This window comes from Silanimonas sp. (genome assembly GCF_044377035.1).
Classification (GTDB): Bacteria; Pseudomonadota; Gammaproteobacteria; order Xanthomonadales; family Xanthomonadaceae; genus Silanimonas.
Window position 1 is genome coordinate 75,195 of the sequence record NZ_JBILJW010000012.1, and the last position, 15,821, is coordinate 91,015.

The following is a 15,821-nucleotide window of genomic DNA, read 5'->3' on the forward strand; positions in this document are numbered from 1 at the left end:
CTACAAATTGCAAACCGCCAAGCAATTGACCAGCGTCGCTACGGCATCTGACCATACTCGTCGGTGCAACTGCCCAGCGCCGGCGAGACACTGGCCGGCAGAGAACGGCCAGAAGCAGACCCTGCGCCCCTCGCCGTGACGAGGTCATCAGCTCCGATTTGGCCATCGCCTTTTGTGCGGGGAGGCGGATCTCCACCCAAACCGCAGTTGAGAAACGCATCTCGCGGCTATCGCATAGGCAGGCCGGTGTCATGGCTTGGCTGCCACGTGGCCAGAGCGAGATGGGCACGCGCATAAGCAGCAATGCTGGAGGCTTTCGCATCCAGCAAGGCGCGATCCGTTTCCCCCATAGCGAGCTTGGCGTCGACGAGTGCCAGGCGACCATCAAGCCCTGCGGCATGGCGCGCCCTCGCGACCCTGAAGCTTTGCGCCGTTCTTTCGGCGGTGACCGACGCTTGGCTGAGCATTGACACGGATGCTTTGGCGTCGCTAACGCGATCCTCCGCATCCTTGACAGCTTCCAACACCGTCGCCTCGAGAGCAACGAACGCAGCTTCGGATTGAGCGCCCGCAGCCCTCGCCTGCGCACGCAAGCGCGCCCAATCAAGCGGATTCCATTGCAGGATTCCACCCGCTGCCCAACGTCCAGCGCTCGATAGATCCAAGCCCCCCGGCCTTTGCAGAACACCGCCGCTGAAATCCAGGCGGAGCTCTGGCAGAAATGCTGCGCTGGCCAACGCCGCCGCTCCAACGGATTGCTTGTAAGCTGCTTTCGCTCGAACGACGTCCGGACGACGGATCAGCAATCCCTCGGATCCAGCCAAACTATCGATCGATGGCGGGATGGGCAAAGGCTCATCGTCCGGAACCAAAAGACCGTCGTCGCCTGGCGTGCGGCCCCGAAGCACTGCCAGCGCACTGCGCGCTATGGCGTTCCTTGCTTCTGTCTCGGATCGCAACGCCCGACGCTCCGCCAGTAACGCGGTTGGCCCGTCAACAGAGCGTTGATCGTCAATTCCTGCGTCGACCCTCTTCTGTTGGACGGAAAGCGCAAGCTCGGCTGCCTCGATCTCCTCGCCGAGGATCTGCATCTGTTCCGACGTCGCTCGCCACTGCGTCCAAGCAGAGACGACCTGGGCCTGCAGCAGAGCGCGTGACGCAAGGAGATCGGCGCCCGCAATATCTAGGGCACCTTCGGAAATGGCGCGCCTTGCCTTGTTCCTTCCAAAAAGATCGATTTCCCAAGTAGCGGAAAGATCGGCCTGCGCCAGCTCCCGAGTGGGGCCTCGAACGTCTCCGCCAAACGGATCGACGTCGGGTCCCGATAGGCGCTGTCGTGACATGCCAGCCGCAACTCCACCTCGGGGGAATGCGTCCCAGCGGCGTTCCGAAAACAGCGCCCGTGCCTGCTCGACAGCAAGCACGTTGGCATGAACACCCTTGTTTCGGGCTTCGGCTTCCTCCACAAGAGCGTTTAGCTCGTCGTTCGCCAACGAGAGCCACCACCGCCCCGAATCCTCTGTGGTCGTCTGCACATCCATCCCAGCGCTAGGTGGATTCAGCAGATCGTTCCTAACGCCAAGGCCCTCTGATGCACTTCTCAACGGCGCATTGGGCTCAACACTTGCACAAGCCACGAGACTGATTGCGATCAAAGTCGCGATGGCCGTTGAACGAGTCGCTTTCTTGATGTTCATTGAATTGCTCCGCTCAGGCCGGGACTCGAATTCGGAATGCAATCGCGTACAGGGCGGGAATGAGGCCGAGAGTAATGAGCGTTCCTAGGGCGAGTCCGCCGATCATTACGACAGCAAGACTCGTCCACATCGTTCCCCCGAAGATCCACAGTGGGACAAGCCCAAGAATGCAGACAAGCTTGGTCATGACGATCGGTCGGAGCCGCTTGGCAGCTGCTTCTTGGACAGCCTCCGCCTCCGATCGTCCTGAAGCGCGCTCTTCGTCAATTGCATCGATAAGCAATACAGCGTTGTTGACGATAATTCCTCCGAGGGCAAGGAGACCCAATGTTCCAAGGAAAGTGAGCGATTCCCCGGTGATCAGCAGAGCGATTACTGCACCAATGCATACGAACGGGACACTCGCAAGAACAATCAGACTCTTTCGAATTGAACCGAACTGCCACAGGAACATGAGGAACATGCCAACCATGCAGAGAGGGAGGAGCCGCTCGATAGCGGCATCCGCTTCGGCTCCTTCCTCGATCTCGCCTCCGATCTCTACGCGATGCCCATACGGCCACGAAAGCGATTCAATGGTCGGCTGAATCAGACCAACGATCTCTTGAGCCGTCATATCCGGATGACGTGCAGAAACGGTAATCATTCGTTGCTGATTTCGCCTCTGGATCACTGAAGGTTGAGAGCGAAGAGAAAGCGTTGCGACGTTGCCCAGCGGAACGCTACCGCCGTTACTGGTGGGGATGGCGATTCCCGCGAGAAGCGCTGCATCCTTCCGCAATTCGATCGGCGCACGCATGACGATAGGAAGCGAGCTATCTCCATCGCGATACGCACTGATGGCGGTTCCTACGAGCGTCGCCTCCAAAGCCTCGGCGATACCCGCCGAGCTCGTTCCAGAAGCGGCCGCACGGGGCGCATCGACGTCAACTTCAACTTCGAACACCGGCTGCTCGGCGTCGTCGATGACGTCTTCCATTCCCGGCTCCTTTCCGAGTTCTGCCATCAGAACATCGGCCGCGCGACGAAGCGCATCATGGTCTGGACCGATCAGGCGGAAAACGGCCGCTCCTGCCTCTGAGGCCCCCATCGAGAATCGCTTCGGCTCTACGCGTGCATGGGGGAGTGCCTCCGACACGGCGCGCCTCAGCGCACGTATTCCTTGCTCATGGCTGTATCCGTCAGCCAATGTCAGAACAGCGTACATCCGATGCGCAGCAGGAACGGGAGGATCCAACGCTAGGATGAAGCGAGGCCCACCCTCGCCGACATACAAGGCATGGGAGGCGATCTCCGGGAGACGTGAGTTGTCGGATAGCAAACGGCTTAGGATCTCAGCCTCACGGATCGTCTCACCAGGAGCGTTGTCAGGGGGAAGTTCAATCGCCATTTGGAGCTGGCGTCGCTCTGAAGGCGGCATGAGCTCGCTGGGAACAACGGAGAACAATCCCATCGCGCCGACAAGCAGGAACAGCATTGCCCCGACGTAGGTTCCAGGTTGCGAGATGATCCATCGCACTTTCCCGCGATACCAGCCGGTCAGGGATTCAATGCGCTTCGCGAATGCCGTCAGCTCATGATGCTGGTGAGCAAACAATTTGCAGAGCAGAGGCGTAACGGTGACGGCGAGAACAAGCGACAGCAGCAAGGCGACGGCAACGACAATTCCAAGGCTCCGAAGGTACTCGCCCGTGTCTGTCTGACTAAGGACCAGCGGCATGAACGTCAGGATGATGGCGAACGACGATACGAGGAGGGGAACAAACATCGTTCTCCCGGCTGCCTCCGCCGCAGCATCCCGATCTTCCCCGTTGGCCAAGCGGCGTTCCATGTCCTCGGCCACGACAATACCGTTGTCGACGAATAGCCCCAGCGCGATGATGATCGCGCCGATCGAAATCAAATGAAGTTCGATGCCCAGCAGGCGCATCACCAGTAGCGTGCCCAAGACCGTTGTCGGGACAATCGCACCTACGATGAGTCCCGTGCGCCACCCAAGGAAGAGCACGACGACACCCAGTACGATCACCGTGGTCTCAACGAAGACTTGGCTGACTTTCCAGAGCTGATCGCCGACGATCTTTGCCTGATCAGTGATCGGGACGAGCTGCATTCCCGGCGGAAGCGTCGAGCTGAGCACCTTAATCTCCTCGCGGAGGGTCTCCGCGAAGCTCAGCACATTGCCACCAGCATCCATCGAGACGGCAAGCACGATGCCGGGCTGCCCATTGAGGAATGCAGCGGACTGGGCGGGATCCACGGGTTCACGTCGAATCTCGGCAAGCCTGCCAAGCGGAATCATTCCACCGTTCGGCAACGCGATCGGGATGAGGGCAAGCTCGTCCAGCTCGCGCGCGTCCCCGGTGACAGTAACCGCCAAGGATGCACCGTCGGCCTCGATCTGGCCGGCGGGCGCGACGATGTTCCTCTCTGATAGTGCGCCTGCGATCGCCGAGGGTGGGAGCCCGGCGGCAAGGAGCGCTGGGAGGTCCAAGACAATAGACACTTGCTCGTCACGAACGCCATGAAGCGAGACGCGTTCCACGCGCGGAACGTCATTCAAGCGGTCGCGAAGCAATCGCGCCTGGCCACGCAGCTCACCGGCGCTGTAGTCCTCTCCGGTAAGCCCCAAAGTGAGGACAGAGACTCGACCAAACTCGTCATCGACAATCGGTCCGAGGGTCCCGTCCGGAAGCTGGCCCTGCAGTCCATCAAGCTTTGCACGCATCCGTTGCCAGACGCTTGGAAGCTGGTCAGGATCCACGCGGTCGTAAAGCACCACATAGGTGAACAGGAAGCCAGGGCGCACGGTCGTCGCGACGTCGTCCACCTCCGGGAGCTCACGAATCCGCTCCTCGATCGGGCGAGCGATAAGGGTCTCCATCCGCTCGGCTGATGCACCAGGCAAGCTCGCGACTACGGTTGCGACGCGAATCGTGATCCCTGGCTCTTCTGTCGAAGGAAAATCAAGTGCGATGCCGATGCCCGCCAACATTAGGAGGAGCGCGGCGACCAAGCTGAAGCGGGGCCGCTGAAGAGCAGAACGGGTCAGAGAAGCCATGAGTTCGTGCCTTAAATCGTGCCTTTGAGCGGCTTCACGGGCGCTCCGTCCTCAACGAAGCCGGTTCCTCGGGCAACGACAAGATCACCGGCCTCAAGGCCGGAGACCACTTGGATCAACCCTCCCTTCGTATCGCCATAGGCAACCTCAATCCGAATGACCCGACCGATCTCTGGCTGGTACCGCATCACATAGCCCTCGCCCTTTCGGCCCGTCGGAACGACGGCGCGGGCAGGCACCCATAGCGCGGCGTCCGCCGGACTGGCGAAACGCAGCGGCATCACTTGCCCTGGCGCCCCCCCCTCCAGCAGCTCGAGGGTGACCTCGACCAGGCCACCGGCGGCTTGGCGCTGTCCAACACGAAGAACCCGCGCCTCACTCTGCTGCGATCCATCGTGTGTAACGGCCGCGTGGCCGACCCGAAGGCCTTGAGCATGGGCTACGGGAACAGGAACGCGGATTTCACGTCCACTGCCATCCAGCATGATCGCAGGCACACCGGGCGAAACGGATTGCCCAGGCTCAATCGCACGCACAGCGACGAAGCCGTCGAAAGGTGCACGCAATTCGCCCTGCTGCCGTTGCCATGCCAGCGCATCACGCGTCGCTGTCATTGCCTGGACGCTCGCGCTCGCTGCCTCTGCGGCAGCGATGGCAGCTTCCCACTCGGACTCAGGCGCTGCACCGATCTCTACCAGTCCGCGTAGACGGCCCACCCGGCTCGATGCCTCCTTGCCCACGGCGACAGCCTCGGCAAGGCGGGACTCGGCTTCGCTGAGCTGCATTGAAAAGGACGTTGTGTCGATCGTGGCGAGAACGTCTCCACGCCGCACCGGATGGCCCGGCAATACCTTCACATCAACAACACGCCCCGCGACCTGAAAGCTTAGCTCCGCACGGCGGGCAGCTTGCACGCGCCCGAGAAAGGTCGGCGCGATGACCGCACCCCGTTCGGTGCTCGCAAGCACAACGTTTCGGGCGATAGTCTGCTCGGCAGCCGGATCCGCCGAGCAAGCAGCGAGGCCGATGAGGGCCGGGATGAGGATTGCACGCATGGCAGTTCTCCATAGAGACACTGTCAGTTTCGATGCGTGCAGTAACGCGGGAATTCTCTGACGGTAAACGGACGGTTACGCGCTGACGTCCACCGACGCACTGGGCAACGTGAACCACACCCGGGTTCCCTTACCAATCGCAGATTCGATGCCCACAGAGCCGCCCATTGCTTCGACAAGCATCTTCACAATGGATAGACCAAGGCCGGAGGGACGTTCTCCATCGATGCTAAGCCTGGAGGATTCACCCCTCCAAAACCGATCAAAGACTTTCGGTAGATCTTCCTCCGTGATCCCCTCACCTGTGTCCGTCACTGAGAAGAGAACGAGTGATGCATTGACGGTGCGCTCGACGATCACGTTGATCTGACCGTCCTGACTGGTGTGCCGAATTGCGTTGCCGATCAAGTTCCTTAGGATCTGCCCCAATCGATGAGGGTCGGCCAACACCACGGGCGAATAACCCTCGGCGATGGACGATGCGACCTTGATACCCCGAAACTCCGCGGCAGCATGACTTGCAACAACCACCCCTTCGACTAATGCGGCGGCGTCCAGCGACTGTGTCTCGAGCCGTAATTGTCCACTACCCAGTCGTGCAATCGAGAATATGTCTCCTACCAACCGCCTTAAGTTCATGGCTTCGGAGACGACAACCTCGAGCTCCCTGCTTGATGGATGCAGGCTCTGGCCGAGCTCCGCATTGATGAGAAGCGCGGCCAGAGGTGTTCGAAGGTCATGCGACACATCGGCGAAAAGCTGCTGCTGAGCCTTTAGCAATCCATCGAGGGCCTGATTTCTTTGTTCAAGATCACCGAGTGTTCGTGCCAGTCGCTCGCCGAGATCATTCAAAACCCGCCCCAAGACCTCGGTCTCTCTCATGCCGCCAGGGTCGACAACGCGCGCATCGAAATCGCCACGAAGGTAACGCTCTGCCACAGCGGCCACCTCCGCCATCGGCTGCTCGATTCGACCGGAGTCCATGCGAACAACGAGACCCGCTAGAAGCATCGCCGGGAGAAGCAACGCCATCGTCACCAGGGCTGCGCCAATCAATAGTGTCCAGCCGAAGCTACCGATTCCGTACCAATGCCCAAGTGCCCGCGTCGGGCTCATCACTGCCACTGCTCGCCGATCAGTGATCGGTATTAGAAGGGTCTCAAGGCCGGAATCCGCGAGTGATCCCCGCAAAAGCGGACTGTGCTCAGGCTCCGTGAAGATGATCGAGCGTGTTCGGCCACGGAGTGCCTCGCGCCAGTGGCGTGGGACAGGACCGATTCTCGACAGTGTTGCCGAGTTGTAGCGAAGGCCATCATCGATCCACTCGACCAGATCCGGAGGGGTGTTTTGCAGCAGTTGTAGGGAGAACCCGTATCCAACCAATTCGCCAGATCGTGCGTCTCCGCCAAACCGCGCAAGAGTCACGAATGCAGAGTCGCGAAGGATTGCCAGCACTGCCTTCAATAGCCCGGGGTCGGCGTTTGCCAGCATCGGCCGAAGGGTGTCTTCATGCATCGCGATGCTCGAGAGCAAGCGCGCATTCTGCGTCGGCGTCTCCATCTGGTTGATCAAAGCCACCGTACCGATGGAGAAGAGTGTGATCACCACCACGCCGATAACGAACACCAAACGAAGAAACGATCGGCGCAGGAGCTGATGGACGCTCGGCAGGTTCATTCTGCCGCGCCCTGGCCAAACCGGTATCCGATCCCCCTGAGCGCGACGATCGCGCGCGAAATCTCCGAATCCCTCCCAAGTTTGTCTCGAAGTCGCATGACGTGCACATCGATGGTCCTGTCACTGCCATCGAAATCCCGACCCCATACGTGGTTCATAAGCCAGTCGCGAGTCATGACTCGCCTCGGATGCACCACCAAGGCAACGAGAAGGTCAAACTCTCTGCGCGAAAGATCAACAGGGCGATTGTTCACGCTCACCTCTCTAGCCCACCGATCGATCCGCGCGTCCAGAATCGCAAGGTTCCCAGCGTTTGACGGCGAGGAGATCGCTTCCGGGATCGATTCGATTTCCCGCCGACGAAGCAGTGCTTTTACCCTTGCACTTAGCTCACGAATACTGAATGGCTTCACCACATAGTCGTCTGCTCCGATCTCGAGACCGAGGACTCGGTCGATCTCGTCGTCTCGTGCGGTGAGCATCAGGATGGGCACAGTGCTTTTCGAACGAATCCACCGACACACATCGAATCCGTCGACCTTCGGCATCATGACGTCGAGCAAGACGAGGTCAAACGCGCTCTTCGAGAAAAGCTCAATACCCTGCTGCCCATCAAACGCCTTTTCAACCGTATGCGAAGCCATCGAAAGCGTCTTCGAAACCGCTTCTGCGATCGCTTCGTCGTCATCGATGAGAAGGATTCTGGCCATTGTCCGTGGAACTGCCTTGCTATATGGCTTCGTTCATCACCCCCCGCGCGAAGGAGTGGGCTGCGCAAGAACTTAGAGTGTGGTCCGGTCCTGGGAGATCGGTCGGTGTCGCAACAAGCTTCGTTGTGGTTGAGATTGCAAGTTCACTTGGCGATCCTGAAGAACCACGCAGTACTCAGGAGCACTAACGACTGAGAACACGGACTAGTCGCGTCGTCTTTTTGGCTTGGCGTCGGCCGTCCAGAGCGAACGGCAGCTCTGGCAAGGCCATCCCTTGAGCATCGCGAGGGACGCCGCATCAGGCAGACCGGCAACAGTATTGATGAGCTCGTATGGAACGACATGACGTCAGACAAGCACTGCGAGGGCGGCGAAAAACAGGAGCGCTCCGAGTGCTAAGTCGCCGCACATTTGGCGAATCGCGAGACAGAGAATCCCCCCGCTGACCGCAGCACCGAGAAGCGCATGCGGCAGTGACGTGACCCTGCCTTTCTCCCTTCGCTTTTCCTTCGTGAGGTGAAGCGCGCAAAGCGAGCTGTGGAACTGGGTGCATGTCTAGTCCTGAGCAATGACGGCTGATCTGCGCGAATCGATGATGGATGGCCGTCGTCGGATCAAGACGGGCTCACCTCATTCGTTCACCCACGTAAGACTCCGGACCCCTCGATCTCGAGAGTGGCGCGCTCGGCAGACTGAAGCGCGCCTTCGGCAAACGAGCGCCATTCGTCGGCGGTTTCTGACCCAGCAAAGTGAATGCCATTGTGAGGGTGGAAGAGTTCAGGGGAGTTCAACCAACCACCGACGCCACGCCGGCTGGCATAGCCACCTAGCGCCCAAGGATCGGCACTCCAGTCCACCGAAAAGGCATCTATGGGTCGCGGAACTTCCTGGCCGGCAAGATCGGCAAGCCAGCGAAGTGCGGCTTCCACTCGTGATTTCGTGTCCTCGATCTTTTGAAGGCGTTTGGCCCACGATGCGGTCGAGAAGATCACAAGAATGCCGGCACTTCCGTCGGCGGGCGATGCATCAATCACTGATCCAAACATCCCCCCCTGACTGAGACCACGACCGGAGGCGCCGCGCTCCCGCCACCAAGGCTCCTGAAAGACGAGTATCGTCTTCACCACCGATCCTTGGACGTAGCCTTCGATAGCTGAACGACGCTCAGCCGACAGCAGGTGTTTCATTCCCAAACGGCCGTAGAGCTGCGGCGGCACCGTGACCAGCAAGCGCTTTGCTCGGAAATCATCACCCGCAGTCGAGACGACGTAGCCATCGGGCGAGGCGTTGATGGCATTGACGGGTGAATTCAGCTTCACATTCGCCAGCACCGGGATGGCAAGTCCATCGATTACCGCAGACATACCCTCCTTGAGGCACCACTGTGCGCTATCCGCCTCTCCATCTGTGCCACCGACCGACGTGAGCTGATCGAGCAATTCGTAGGCGGAGAACAAATCCGGTGAAGAACACATTTCTGATTCCGCATACCCTAGGAATGCCTCAATTGCCTCGTCGGTGAATCCGACGTCCTCGATGAATGCGGCTGCCGATACGCGATCCAGCGTATCGAGGTCATTTCGAAAGCTTCGAAGACGAGAGTCGACACGCCACATCATCTGCAGCGCATCAAGTTTCCCAAGTGCAGACAGCGGAAGAGCGTCGTCCTTGTCGTAGACCACCTGCTTGGTTTTGGCATTCATGTAGGCAGCCCACCCACTTGAAGGCAGTGGCACCCTCGTTAGGCCAAACCGATCAACCATGCGTGAGATGCGTGATTGACCGTCGCCAATCAACTGTGCACCAAGGTCTATGGTCAGTCCGTTAGCTGCCCTCGTGGACTGAATTCGCCCACCCAATCGGCTGCGCGCTTCCAAAACCAGAACCGAGAGCCCGCGGTGCTTCAGGGCAGCGGCGGCCGAGAGGCCCGATATCCCTGCACCGACGATAATCACATCGAAGCTGCGGCTATTGCTCATAAGCGCTCCAAGGCCTTAGGTGTGGTCGCGCTCAACCTGCTTCTCAGGCAGTCCCGGAATCTGAGTCTTGCCTGCTTGAGGAGATCTTCACGGACTTAGCTGTCAAGTGGCATCTTGACCTTGCGACCGTTTAACTGTCAAGTGACTGTCTGTGAAAAACCTTAAGGGCACGCAAATCCGTGAGAAGAAGAAGATCGGAATCCGGCGCAGCAACCGTCGAAATCATCTTCCGATGCCTTGAGGAACTGGCTAGCGAGAAGGGAATCGACGGGCTGTCGATGCGTGAGGTTGCTCGACGTTCTGAGATCTCATTGGCGTCGCTGCAACGCTACTTTCCGACAAAGGCATCGTTGTTCACGGCGTTTGTAGACCGCGCAGTCGCAATCTACCGAGAGCGAGTAACGCGCCTGGAGGAAGACCGAGGAGCATCGGGCTCGTTCGAATCTAGTCTCCAGTTTGCAGCTTACGAGACCATGGCCGTCGCAAGGGGCGGCGTCCTTTCGATGATCGAGGCGAGAATTGACCGTGATGAAGTCGCGCGCGACTGCTATCGCAATCTGATGAGTGCTTACCTTCGGATGCTGCAAGAAGCGATTGAACGACGATTCCCATCGATCAGCAGTTCCGATGCGCAGCGAGCAGCCGTCATGATCTGCAGTGTGCTTGAGGGCCTTCCTGCTGCTGTCTTCGCCGCGGATACGATGGGAAAGACTGAAGAATCAGTCATCAGCGATGCGGTCATGATCGCCGCAGGCATCCCTTCTGCCATTCAAAAAGGGGCCTGATCGCTAACCACGGCGGTAGGGTCCCTAGCTTCAAACGACGACACTGAAGAGCGCAAACGGATGAGGACCTATCGGCGCCCCCTTGGCTTCAATCCCATCGTTGTCTTGATCCGCTAGCCGAAGGACTGCTTTGGGTCGGAAGCCGACGATGAGCCGACCCGCTCCTGACCACTTCACCTGACCTCACAGCGTTGTGGAATTCGGCACCAGGATCGCCTTGCATTTCAGATGCGAGCACTACTCCGGCACGTCGAACCCACACAGTCCATCCGCGAAGTAAGTGATCACGCCGCCGGTCTTGAGCAGGCGGTGCGCCTCGGCGAAGAAGAACCCGTGCGCGGCCACGTCCTCGTTTCCGCGATGGGTGCGTCATCGAACAGATGGCGCGGCGCGAGAGGTCTAGCTTCGGCGACGGATCGTGCAACGCACTACCCGCGCAAGCAGCGCACCGTCGACGCACGGCGTCACGGCCATCCCCCCTCTGTGCACGCTCCGAAGCGCCTGGAGCGTTGCATGCCATCACCCTTTCGCATCGTGTCGCTGCGGCTTGCGATCGAATACACCTTGTGGACGCTGGGCGCTTTGCTGCTGCTCGTCTTTGCTGGGGGTCGTGCCCTCGGCGAGATCGAGCGGCGCCAAGCCATCCACGCCTTCACGGCATCGAAGCCCGCCGCGATCACTGCAGCGGTCGGCAACCGCGGAGGCTTCGACGTCGGCACATCGCCGGCGATGGCGCCGGCCACGCCATCGGGGTGGGCCGCGCTGCCGTCAGCACCCGGTGATCCAGATCGGAGCGAGTGGTCAACCGCCCGTGTCCGCGACCATGCCGAGAGTAGGGTCGAAGACACGTCCCTGCCCGTCGCTTTGTTGCGGATCCCGCGCGTTGCGCTGGAGGTTCCGGTGTTTCCGGATGTCGGCGAGCGCAACCTCAATCGCGGTGCCGGCCTGGTCGATACCGGTGCCGGCCCCGACAGCAACGGGAACATCGCCATCGCCGCGCATCGTGACGGCTACTTCCGAGCGCTCCGCCGGGTCGAAGTCGGTGACGTGATCGAGCTCGAAAGCGCCTCGCAGAAGCGCCGCTACCGCATCGATGCGCTGTCGATCGTCGATCCGCACGACCTCTCCCCGCTGCAATCCAGCACGGGCCCCGTCCTGACCCTGATCACCTGCTACCCGTTCTGGTTTGTCGGCAACGCGCCGCAACGCTTCATCGTGCGCGCCGTGGCCATGCAGTAACGCGCGCCCTCTCGCCCCCCGGCGGTGTGCGCGAAGACGGCCCCCCGCCGCCGGCGGGAGCCGAGGTTTGTTCCGCCACAGGAGAGTGAAAATGAAAACGATGACCCCCCGCCTTATCGCGCTCATGGTCGGCCTGGCCTGCGCCAGCGGCCTTCCCGCACAGGACCTCAAGACGCGCCAACTCGCACCGACCGAGACCCGCGTGCTGAGCTGCGGCCAGGTCGACATGGCTTGGAATGTCGAGCTGATCACCCAGTACCCGCGCATCCCCGAGGCCTGCTTCGAGGTGATCACCAACAACGACATCAAGTGGGCCCGTTTCGAGGCCGACTTCGTTCGACTCGACCGCGACGGCTCGGTGGTCGCTGATTTCTATGGGCCCAGCGGCGCGAAGATGGGGCGCTACACCGTACTCAACGACCCGGGCGACCAGGTGACGCTGGACGGGCGCAAGTACCCCTTCTCGGCCCTGAGCAGCGGCCAGCGGATCAACCTGTACGTGCCGGAAGGCGCCGCCGCGCTGACGACCCAGATCGGTCTGCCGCCCGAGCGCTACGGCCGCTTCGTTCGCTACGAGGAATTGCCGCAAGAGCCCCGCATGGCCGACCCCGCACCGACGCCGAACTACTACGCCGCGCAACTGCCGAACACCGCAGGACCGTTGCCGTGGTTCGCTGTCGCTGGCTTCGGCGCGTTGCTGGGCGGCCTTGGCCTGCGTCTTCGCAAGCGTGGCTGATGTGTGAAGTAGGCGCTTCGTTATCCCGATCCGGGCCGGCATCGCCGCGCTCGGATCCGGGATGGCGCCGCTTGGCGCGGCGTCGAACCTTCAGCGCTTCCTGCAGATCGGCACCACGATGGTCTTGTCCTTCCAGTACAAGCACTCCTCCGGCGTATCCACCTCGCAGACTTCCGCGACGACGTCGGTGAAACCCGCATCCGCCAGCGCCTGCCGATGCCGCGGTGACAACTCCCGCACTTCATCCGAGAAGTAGGTGAACACGCCGCCGGGCTTGAGCAGGCGGTGCGCCTCGGCGAAGAAGAACCAGTGCGCGGCCACCTCCTCGCCCTGCGTGGGGTAGGTGTCGAACAGGATGCCGTCGAAGCTGCCGGGCTCCAGTTGCGCGGTCACCTCCTGCCAGAAGCCGAACATCGGGGTGACGTTCGGGTGCTCGGCAGCGAAGGCCTGCAGGCGCTCGAACACACCGGCATTCGCTTCGATGATCACGTGCTCGCGCAGCGGGTGCGCCTGCACGTGGCCGGCCGAGATGCCCATGCCGAAGCCCAGCTCCAGCACGCGGCCGCCGCCGCGCGCGGCCACGTCGGCCAGGGCCTTCATGTAGTTGTCTTCCCAGTCCTCCATCACCGGGTGGCCGGCGATGGTGAGCTTGCCGTCCTTGTACACGGCCTGCTCGTCGCGCCAGTCCTCGCGCTTCGCGGGAAAGCCGATGTCCAGCATCGTCTGGTAGTGCGGGTTCTCGCCGACGGCGTCTTGCGGCTTGATCATCGGGGGCCTCGGCGGGAGTGGGGTTTCAGCGGATGGGGTAGCGCGTGAGCGCGAAGGTGAAATACAGCACGCAGGCGAACATCAGCACATAGGGCAAACCATCCACCTGGAAGGCCTGCATGGCCACGCCGATGGCGAGGATGCCGAAGATGCCGCCCAGCGCCTCCATGATCGAGGCCATGCCGTTGGCGGCCACCTGCGCGTCGCCCTCGAAGCGCTCGGCGATCACCGTCAGGCAGATCGAATACAGCCCGCCCATCACGCCGCCCCACACGAACAGCAGGCCGCGCGCCAGCCACAGGTCGTAGATGGCCATGGGCAGGCCCACGGCGGCCACCAGCGAGAGCAGCACGAGGGCCATCATCACGTAGCGGCGGTCGAAGTGGTCCGACACCCAGGCCACCGGCATCTCCAGCGCGATGGCGCCGAGCATGAAGGCTGAGAGCAGCAGGGCCGCCTGCTCGAAGGCGAGGCCGTTGTTCATGCCGTACAGGGTGATGAAGCCCTGCAGGCCGAGGATGGTGGCGCCGGTGAGCGCCAGCGCGAACATCGCGGCCGGCGCCTGCCGCAACGTGGGCAGCAGCCGGCCTTGGCCGGGCCGCTCGAAACGCGGCGCGAACACGCGGCCCAGCAGCAGCGGCAGCGCGGCGAGCGTGCTCAGCATCGCGCTCAGCATCAGCGCGATGCGCGTCGTTTCGGTCACCAGTTCGTCGGGGTGCAGGCCGAGGTGGGTGTCGGCCAGCGCATCGATGGCTTGCACGCTGGGCACCAGCAGCGCGCCGACGGTGTCGAGCTGGTTCACCAGCACCGGGCCCAGCGCCAGGCCCACCGAGATGGCGGTGCCGTACATCGCAATCGACAGGCCGCGCGCGCGTTCGAAGGGAATGCTGTTGATCCAGGTCTGCAGCAGGGTGGCGAACAGCACGTTGCCCAAGCCGTGCAGCGCCACGAACAGCAGCCAGTGCGGCACATCGACCACATACGTGAGCAGCAGCAGGGCCGGCAGGCGGATGGCGGTGGAAACGAGCAGCCAGCTGTACAGGCTGGCGAGGCCCAGCAAGCGGCCCAGCGCCCCGCTGACGATGAAGACCGAGACGAACTCGACCGCCATCACCACGCCGATCACGCTCTTGTCGATGCCATAGCCTTCCAGCGCGGTCGGGAAGATCACCGCATTGATGCCGACGGAGATGGCCTGCAGCAGGCTGGCGAGGACGATCAGCGCCGCCGCGATCGCCGCCCGCTGCGAGGCGTCGCTCATGCCGAGGGGCCCGTGGCGTCGTCGTGGCCGGCGTCGAGCCGCGCCTGCATGGCCCGCAGGTCGTCGTAGAGCGCGTTGCGCCGGTGGTGCAGCACGAGGATGAAGCGGCGCAGGAACCACACCGCCGAGCCCATCAGGAAGGCGATGAAGAAGGCGGTGACCAGCGCGCGCCGGGTGGCGCGCTCGATGGGTTCGAGCCGAGCCAGGTACGCCGACACTTCAAGGTCGAGGCCGAGCACGCCGATGGCCTGGCCGTTCGCGTCGCGCAGCGGCACGTAGGCGCTGACGAAGCTGCCCCACTCGTCGGTGTAGGGCTCCGCACTCGCGCGGGTTTCGCCGCTGCGCAGGGCTTCGACGATTTCCGCGGGCGGGTCGTCGTAGGCCTGCAGCAGGGCCACGCGCGTGTCCTCTTCGCCGGCGAGCGGCGGCAGCGTGGCATCGAGCACGAAGCGCACGGTGTCGCCGTCGAGCACGGCGGTGTAGAGGAAGGCGATCTGCGGGTCGGCCTGCTTGGCGCGGATGAGCTGCTGCTCGGCGGCGATGAAGCCCGGCGTGGTTTCGATGTCGGCGCGGTCGAAGCCGCGATGCGCTTCCACGTCCACCAGCGTGGAAAGCACGTTCGCGGTGCGCAGCAGGCCCTGGCGGATTTCCTGCTTCTGCGCCTCGAGCGCGCGCAGGTGGATGAAGCTGACGGTGATGAAGGTGGCCAGCATCACCGCCACGAACACCACCACGGCCTCGAACAGCGGACGGATGCGGTAGCGGCCCGGCGCGTGCTTGGCCAGCAGCGCGGCCAAGGTGGCGCGGTCGAGGGCCGGCGTGGCGCCCTCGCGCGGCGAACGATGCGCCATGC

At 62.0% G+C, this 15,821-nt stretch carries 12 protein-coding genes; 3 read left to right on the forward strand and 9 right to left on the reverse strand.

All coding sequences use genetic code 11. The features are described 5' to 3' along the window. Positions 1–227: 227 nt before the first annotated feature. From ACIQ6S_RS08560 to ACIQ6S_RS08585, 6 genes are all read right to left on the reverse strand, one after another. Positions 228–1,697, reverse strand: a complete 1,470-nt coding sequence (locus tag ACIQ6S_RS08560; RefSeq protein WP_397607991.1) for a TolC family protein — start codon at positions 1,695–1,697, stop codon at positions 228–230. Positions 1,698–1,710: 13 nt separating this feature from the next. Continuing rightward, a complete protein-coding gene (locus ACIQ6S_RS08565) occupies positions 1,711–4,758 on the reverse strand; it encodes an efflux RND transporter permease subunit (protein ID WP_397607992.1) in 3,048 nt (1,015 codons plus the stop codon). 11 nt (positions 4,759–4,769) lie between these two features. Beyond that, positions 4,770–5,813: an efflux RND transporter periplasmic adaptor subunit gene (locus ACIQ6S_RS08570; RefSeq protein WP_397607993.1), complete on the reverse strand. Its 1,044-nt coding sequence runs from the start codon at positions 5,811–5,813 to the stop codon at positions 4,770–4,772. 75 nt (positions 5,814–5,888) lie between these two features. Further along, a complete protein-coding gene (locus ACIQ6S_RS08575) occupies positions 5,889–7,490 on the reverse strand; it encodes an ATP-binding protein (RefSeq protein ID WP_397607994.1) in 1,602 nt (533 codons plus the stop codon). Beyond that, positions 7,487–8,200 carry a response regulator transcription factor gene (locus ACIQ6S_RS08580; protein ID WP_397607995.1) on the reverse strand — a complete coding sequence of 238 codons (714 nt, stop codon included), beginning with the start codon at positions 8,198–8,200 and terminating at the stop codon, positions 7,487–7,489. Before ACIQ6S_RS08580 ends, ACIQ6S_RS08575 begins: the two co-directional genes overlap by 4 nt. Positions 8,201–8,838: 638 nt before the next feature. Next, complete coding sequence (locus ACIQ6S_RS08585) at positions 8,839–10,179, reverse strand: flavin monoamine oxidase family protein (protein ID WP_397607996.1); 1,341 nt, start codon at positions 10,177–10,179, stop codon at positions 8,839–8,841. 179 nt (positions 10,180–10,358) lie between these two features. On the opposite strand from ACIQ6S_RS08585, the gene ACIQ6S_RS08590 reads away from it, so the two are divergent. From ACIQ6S_RS08590 to ACIQ6S_RS08600, 3 genes are all read left to right on the forward strand, one after another. Continuing rightward, a complete protein-coding gene (locus ACIQ6S_RS08590; protein WP_397607997.1) occupies positions 10,359–10,964 on the forward strand; it encodes a TetR/AcrR family transcriptional regulator in 606 nt (201 codons plus the stop codon). Positions 10,965–11,477: 513 nt separating this feature from the next. Then, the gene (locus ACIQ6S_RS08595; RefSeq protein WP_397607998.1) at positions 11,478–12,203 is read left to right on the forward strand and encodes a class D sortase; all 726 of its coding nucleotides are present in this window, start codon (positions 11,478–11,480) and stop codon (positions 12,201–12,203) included. Positions 12,204–12,294: 91 nt separating this feature from the next. Continuing rightward, entirely contained in the window at positions 12,295–12,939 is a 645-nt protein-coding gene (locus ACIQ6S_RS08600) for an LPXTG cell wall anchor domain-containing protein (RefSeq protein ID WP_397607999.1), read from the forward strand. A 90-nt stretch (positions 12,940–13,029) separates the two neighbouring features. Here ACIQ6S_RS08600 and ACIQ6S_RS08605 read toward each other — a convergent pair whose 3' ends face one another. Genes ACIQ6S_RS08605 through ACIQ6S_RS08615 form a run of 3 tightly spaced genes read right to left on the reverse strand, consistent with a single transcriptional unit; the run spans position 13,030 to position 15,819 of the window. Beyond that, a complete protein-coding gene (locus ACIQ6S_RS08605) occupies positions 13,030–13,707 on the reverse strand; it encodes a class I SAM-dependent methyltransferase (RefSeq protein ID WP_397608000.1) in 678 nt (225 codons plus the stop codon). 25 nt (positions 13,708–13,732) lie between these two features. After that, the gene (locus ACIQ6S_RS08610; protein WP_397608001.1) at positions 13,733–14,968 is read right to left on the reverse strand and encodes an MFS transporter; all 1,236 of its coding nucleotides are present in this window, start codon (positions 14,966–14,968) and stop codon (positions 13,733–13,735) included. After that, complete coding sequence (locus ACIQ6S_RS08615; RefSeq protein WP_397608002.1) at positions 14,965–15,819, reverse strand: hypothetical protein; 855 nt, start codon at positions 15,817–15,819, stop codon at positions 14,965–14,967. Before ACIQ6S_RS08615 ends, ACIQ6S_RS08610 begins: the two co-directional genes overlap by 4 nt. Between the last annotated feature and the right edge of the window lie 2 nt (positions 15,820–15,821).

Coding starts and splice junctions, on each gene's coding strand:
- ACIQ6S_RS08560 (WP_397607991.1), bottom strand. CDS start 1,697: ATGAACATCAAGAAAGCGACTCGTTCAACGGCCATCGCGACTTTGATC.
- ACIQ6S_RS08565 (WP_397607992.1), bottom strand. CDS start 4,758: ATGGCTTCTCTGACCCGTTCTGCTCTTCAGCGGCCCCGCTTCAGCTTG.
- ACIQ6S_RS08570 (WP_397607993.1), bottom strand. CDS start 5,813: ATGCGTGCAATCCTCATCCCGGCCCTCATCGGCCTCGCTGCTTGCTCG.
- ACIQ6S_RS08575 (WP_397607994.1), bottom strand. CDS start 7,490: ATGAACCTGCCGAGCGTCCATCAGCTCCTGCGCCGATCGTTTCTTCGT.
- ACIQ6S_RS08580 (WP_397607995.1), bottom strand. CDS start 8,200: ATGGCCAGAATCCTTCTCATCGATGACGACGAAGCGATCGCAGAAGCG.
- ACIQ6S_RS08585 (WP_397607996.1), bottom strand. CDS start 10,179: ATGAGCAATAGCCGCAGCTTCGATGTGATTATCGTCGGTGCAGGGATA.
- ACIQ6S_RS08595 (WP_397607998.1), top strand. CDS start 11,478: ATGCCATCACCCTTTCGCATCGTGTCGCTGCGGCTTGCGATCGAATAC.
- ACIQ6S_RS08600 (WP_397607999.1), top strand. CDS start 12,295: ATGAAAACGATGACCCCCCGCCTTATCGCGCTCATGGTCGGCCTGGCC.
- ACIQ6S_RS08605 (WP_397608000.1), bottom strand. CDS start 13,707: ATGATCAAGCCGCAAGACGCCGTCGGCGAGAACCCGCACTACCAGACG.
- ACIQ6S_RS08610 (WP_397608001.1), bottom strand. CDS start 14,968: ATGAGCGACGCCTCGCAGCGGGCGGCGATCGCGGCGGCGCTGATCGTC.
- ACIQ6S_RS08615 (WP_397608002.1), bottom strand. CDS start 15,819: ATGGCGCATCGTTCGCCGCGCGAGGGCGCCACGCCGGCCCTCGACCGC.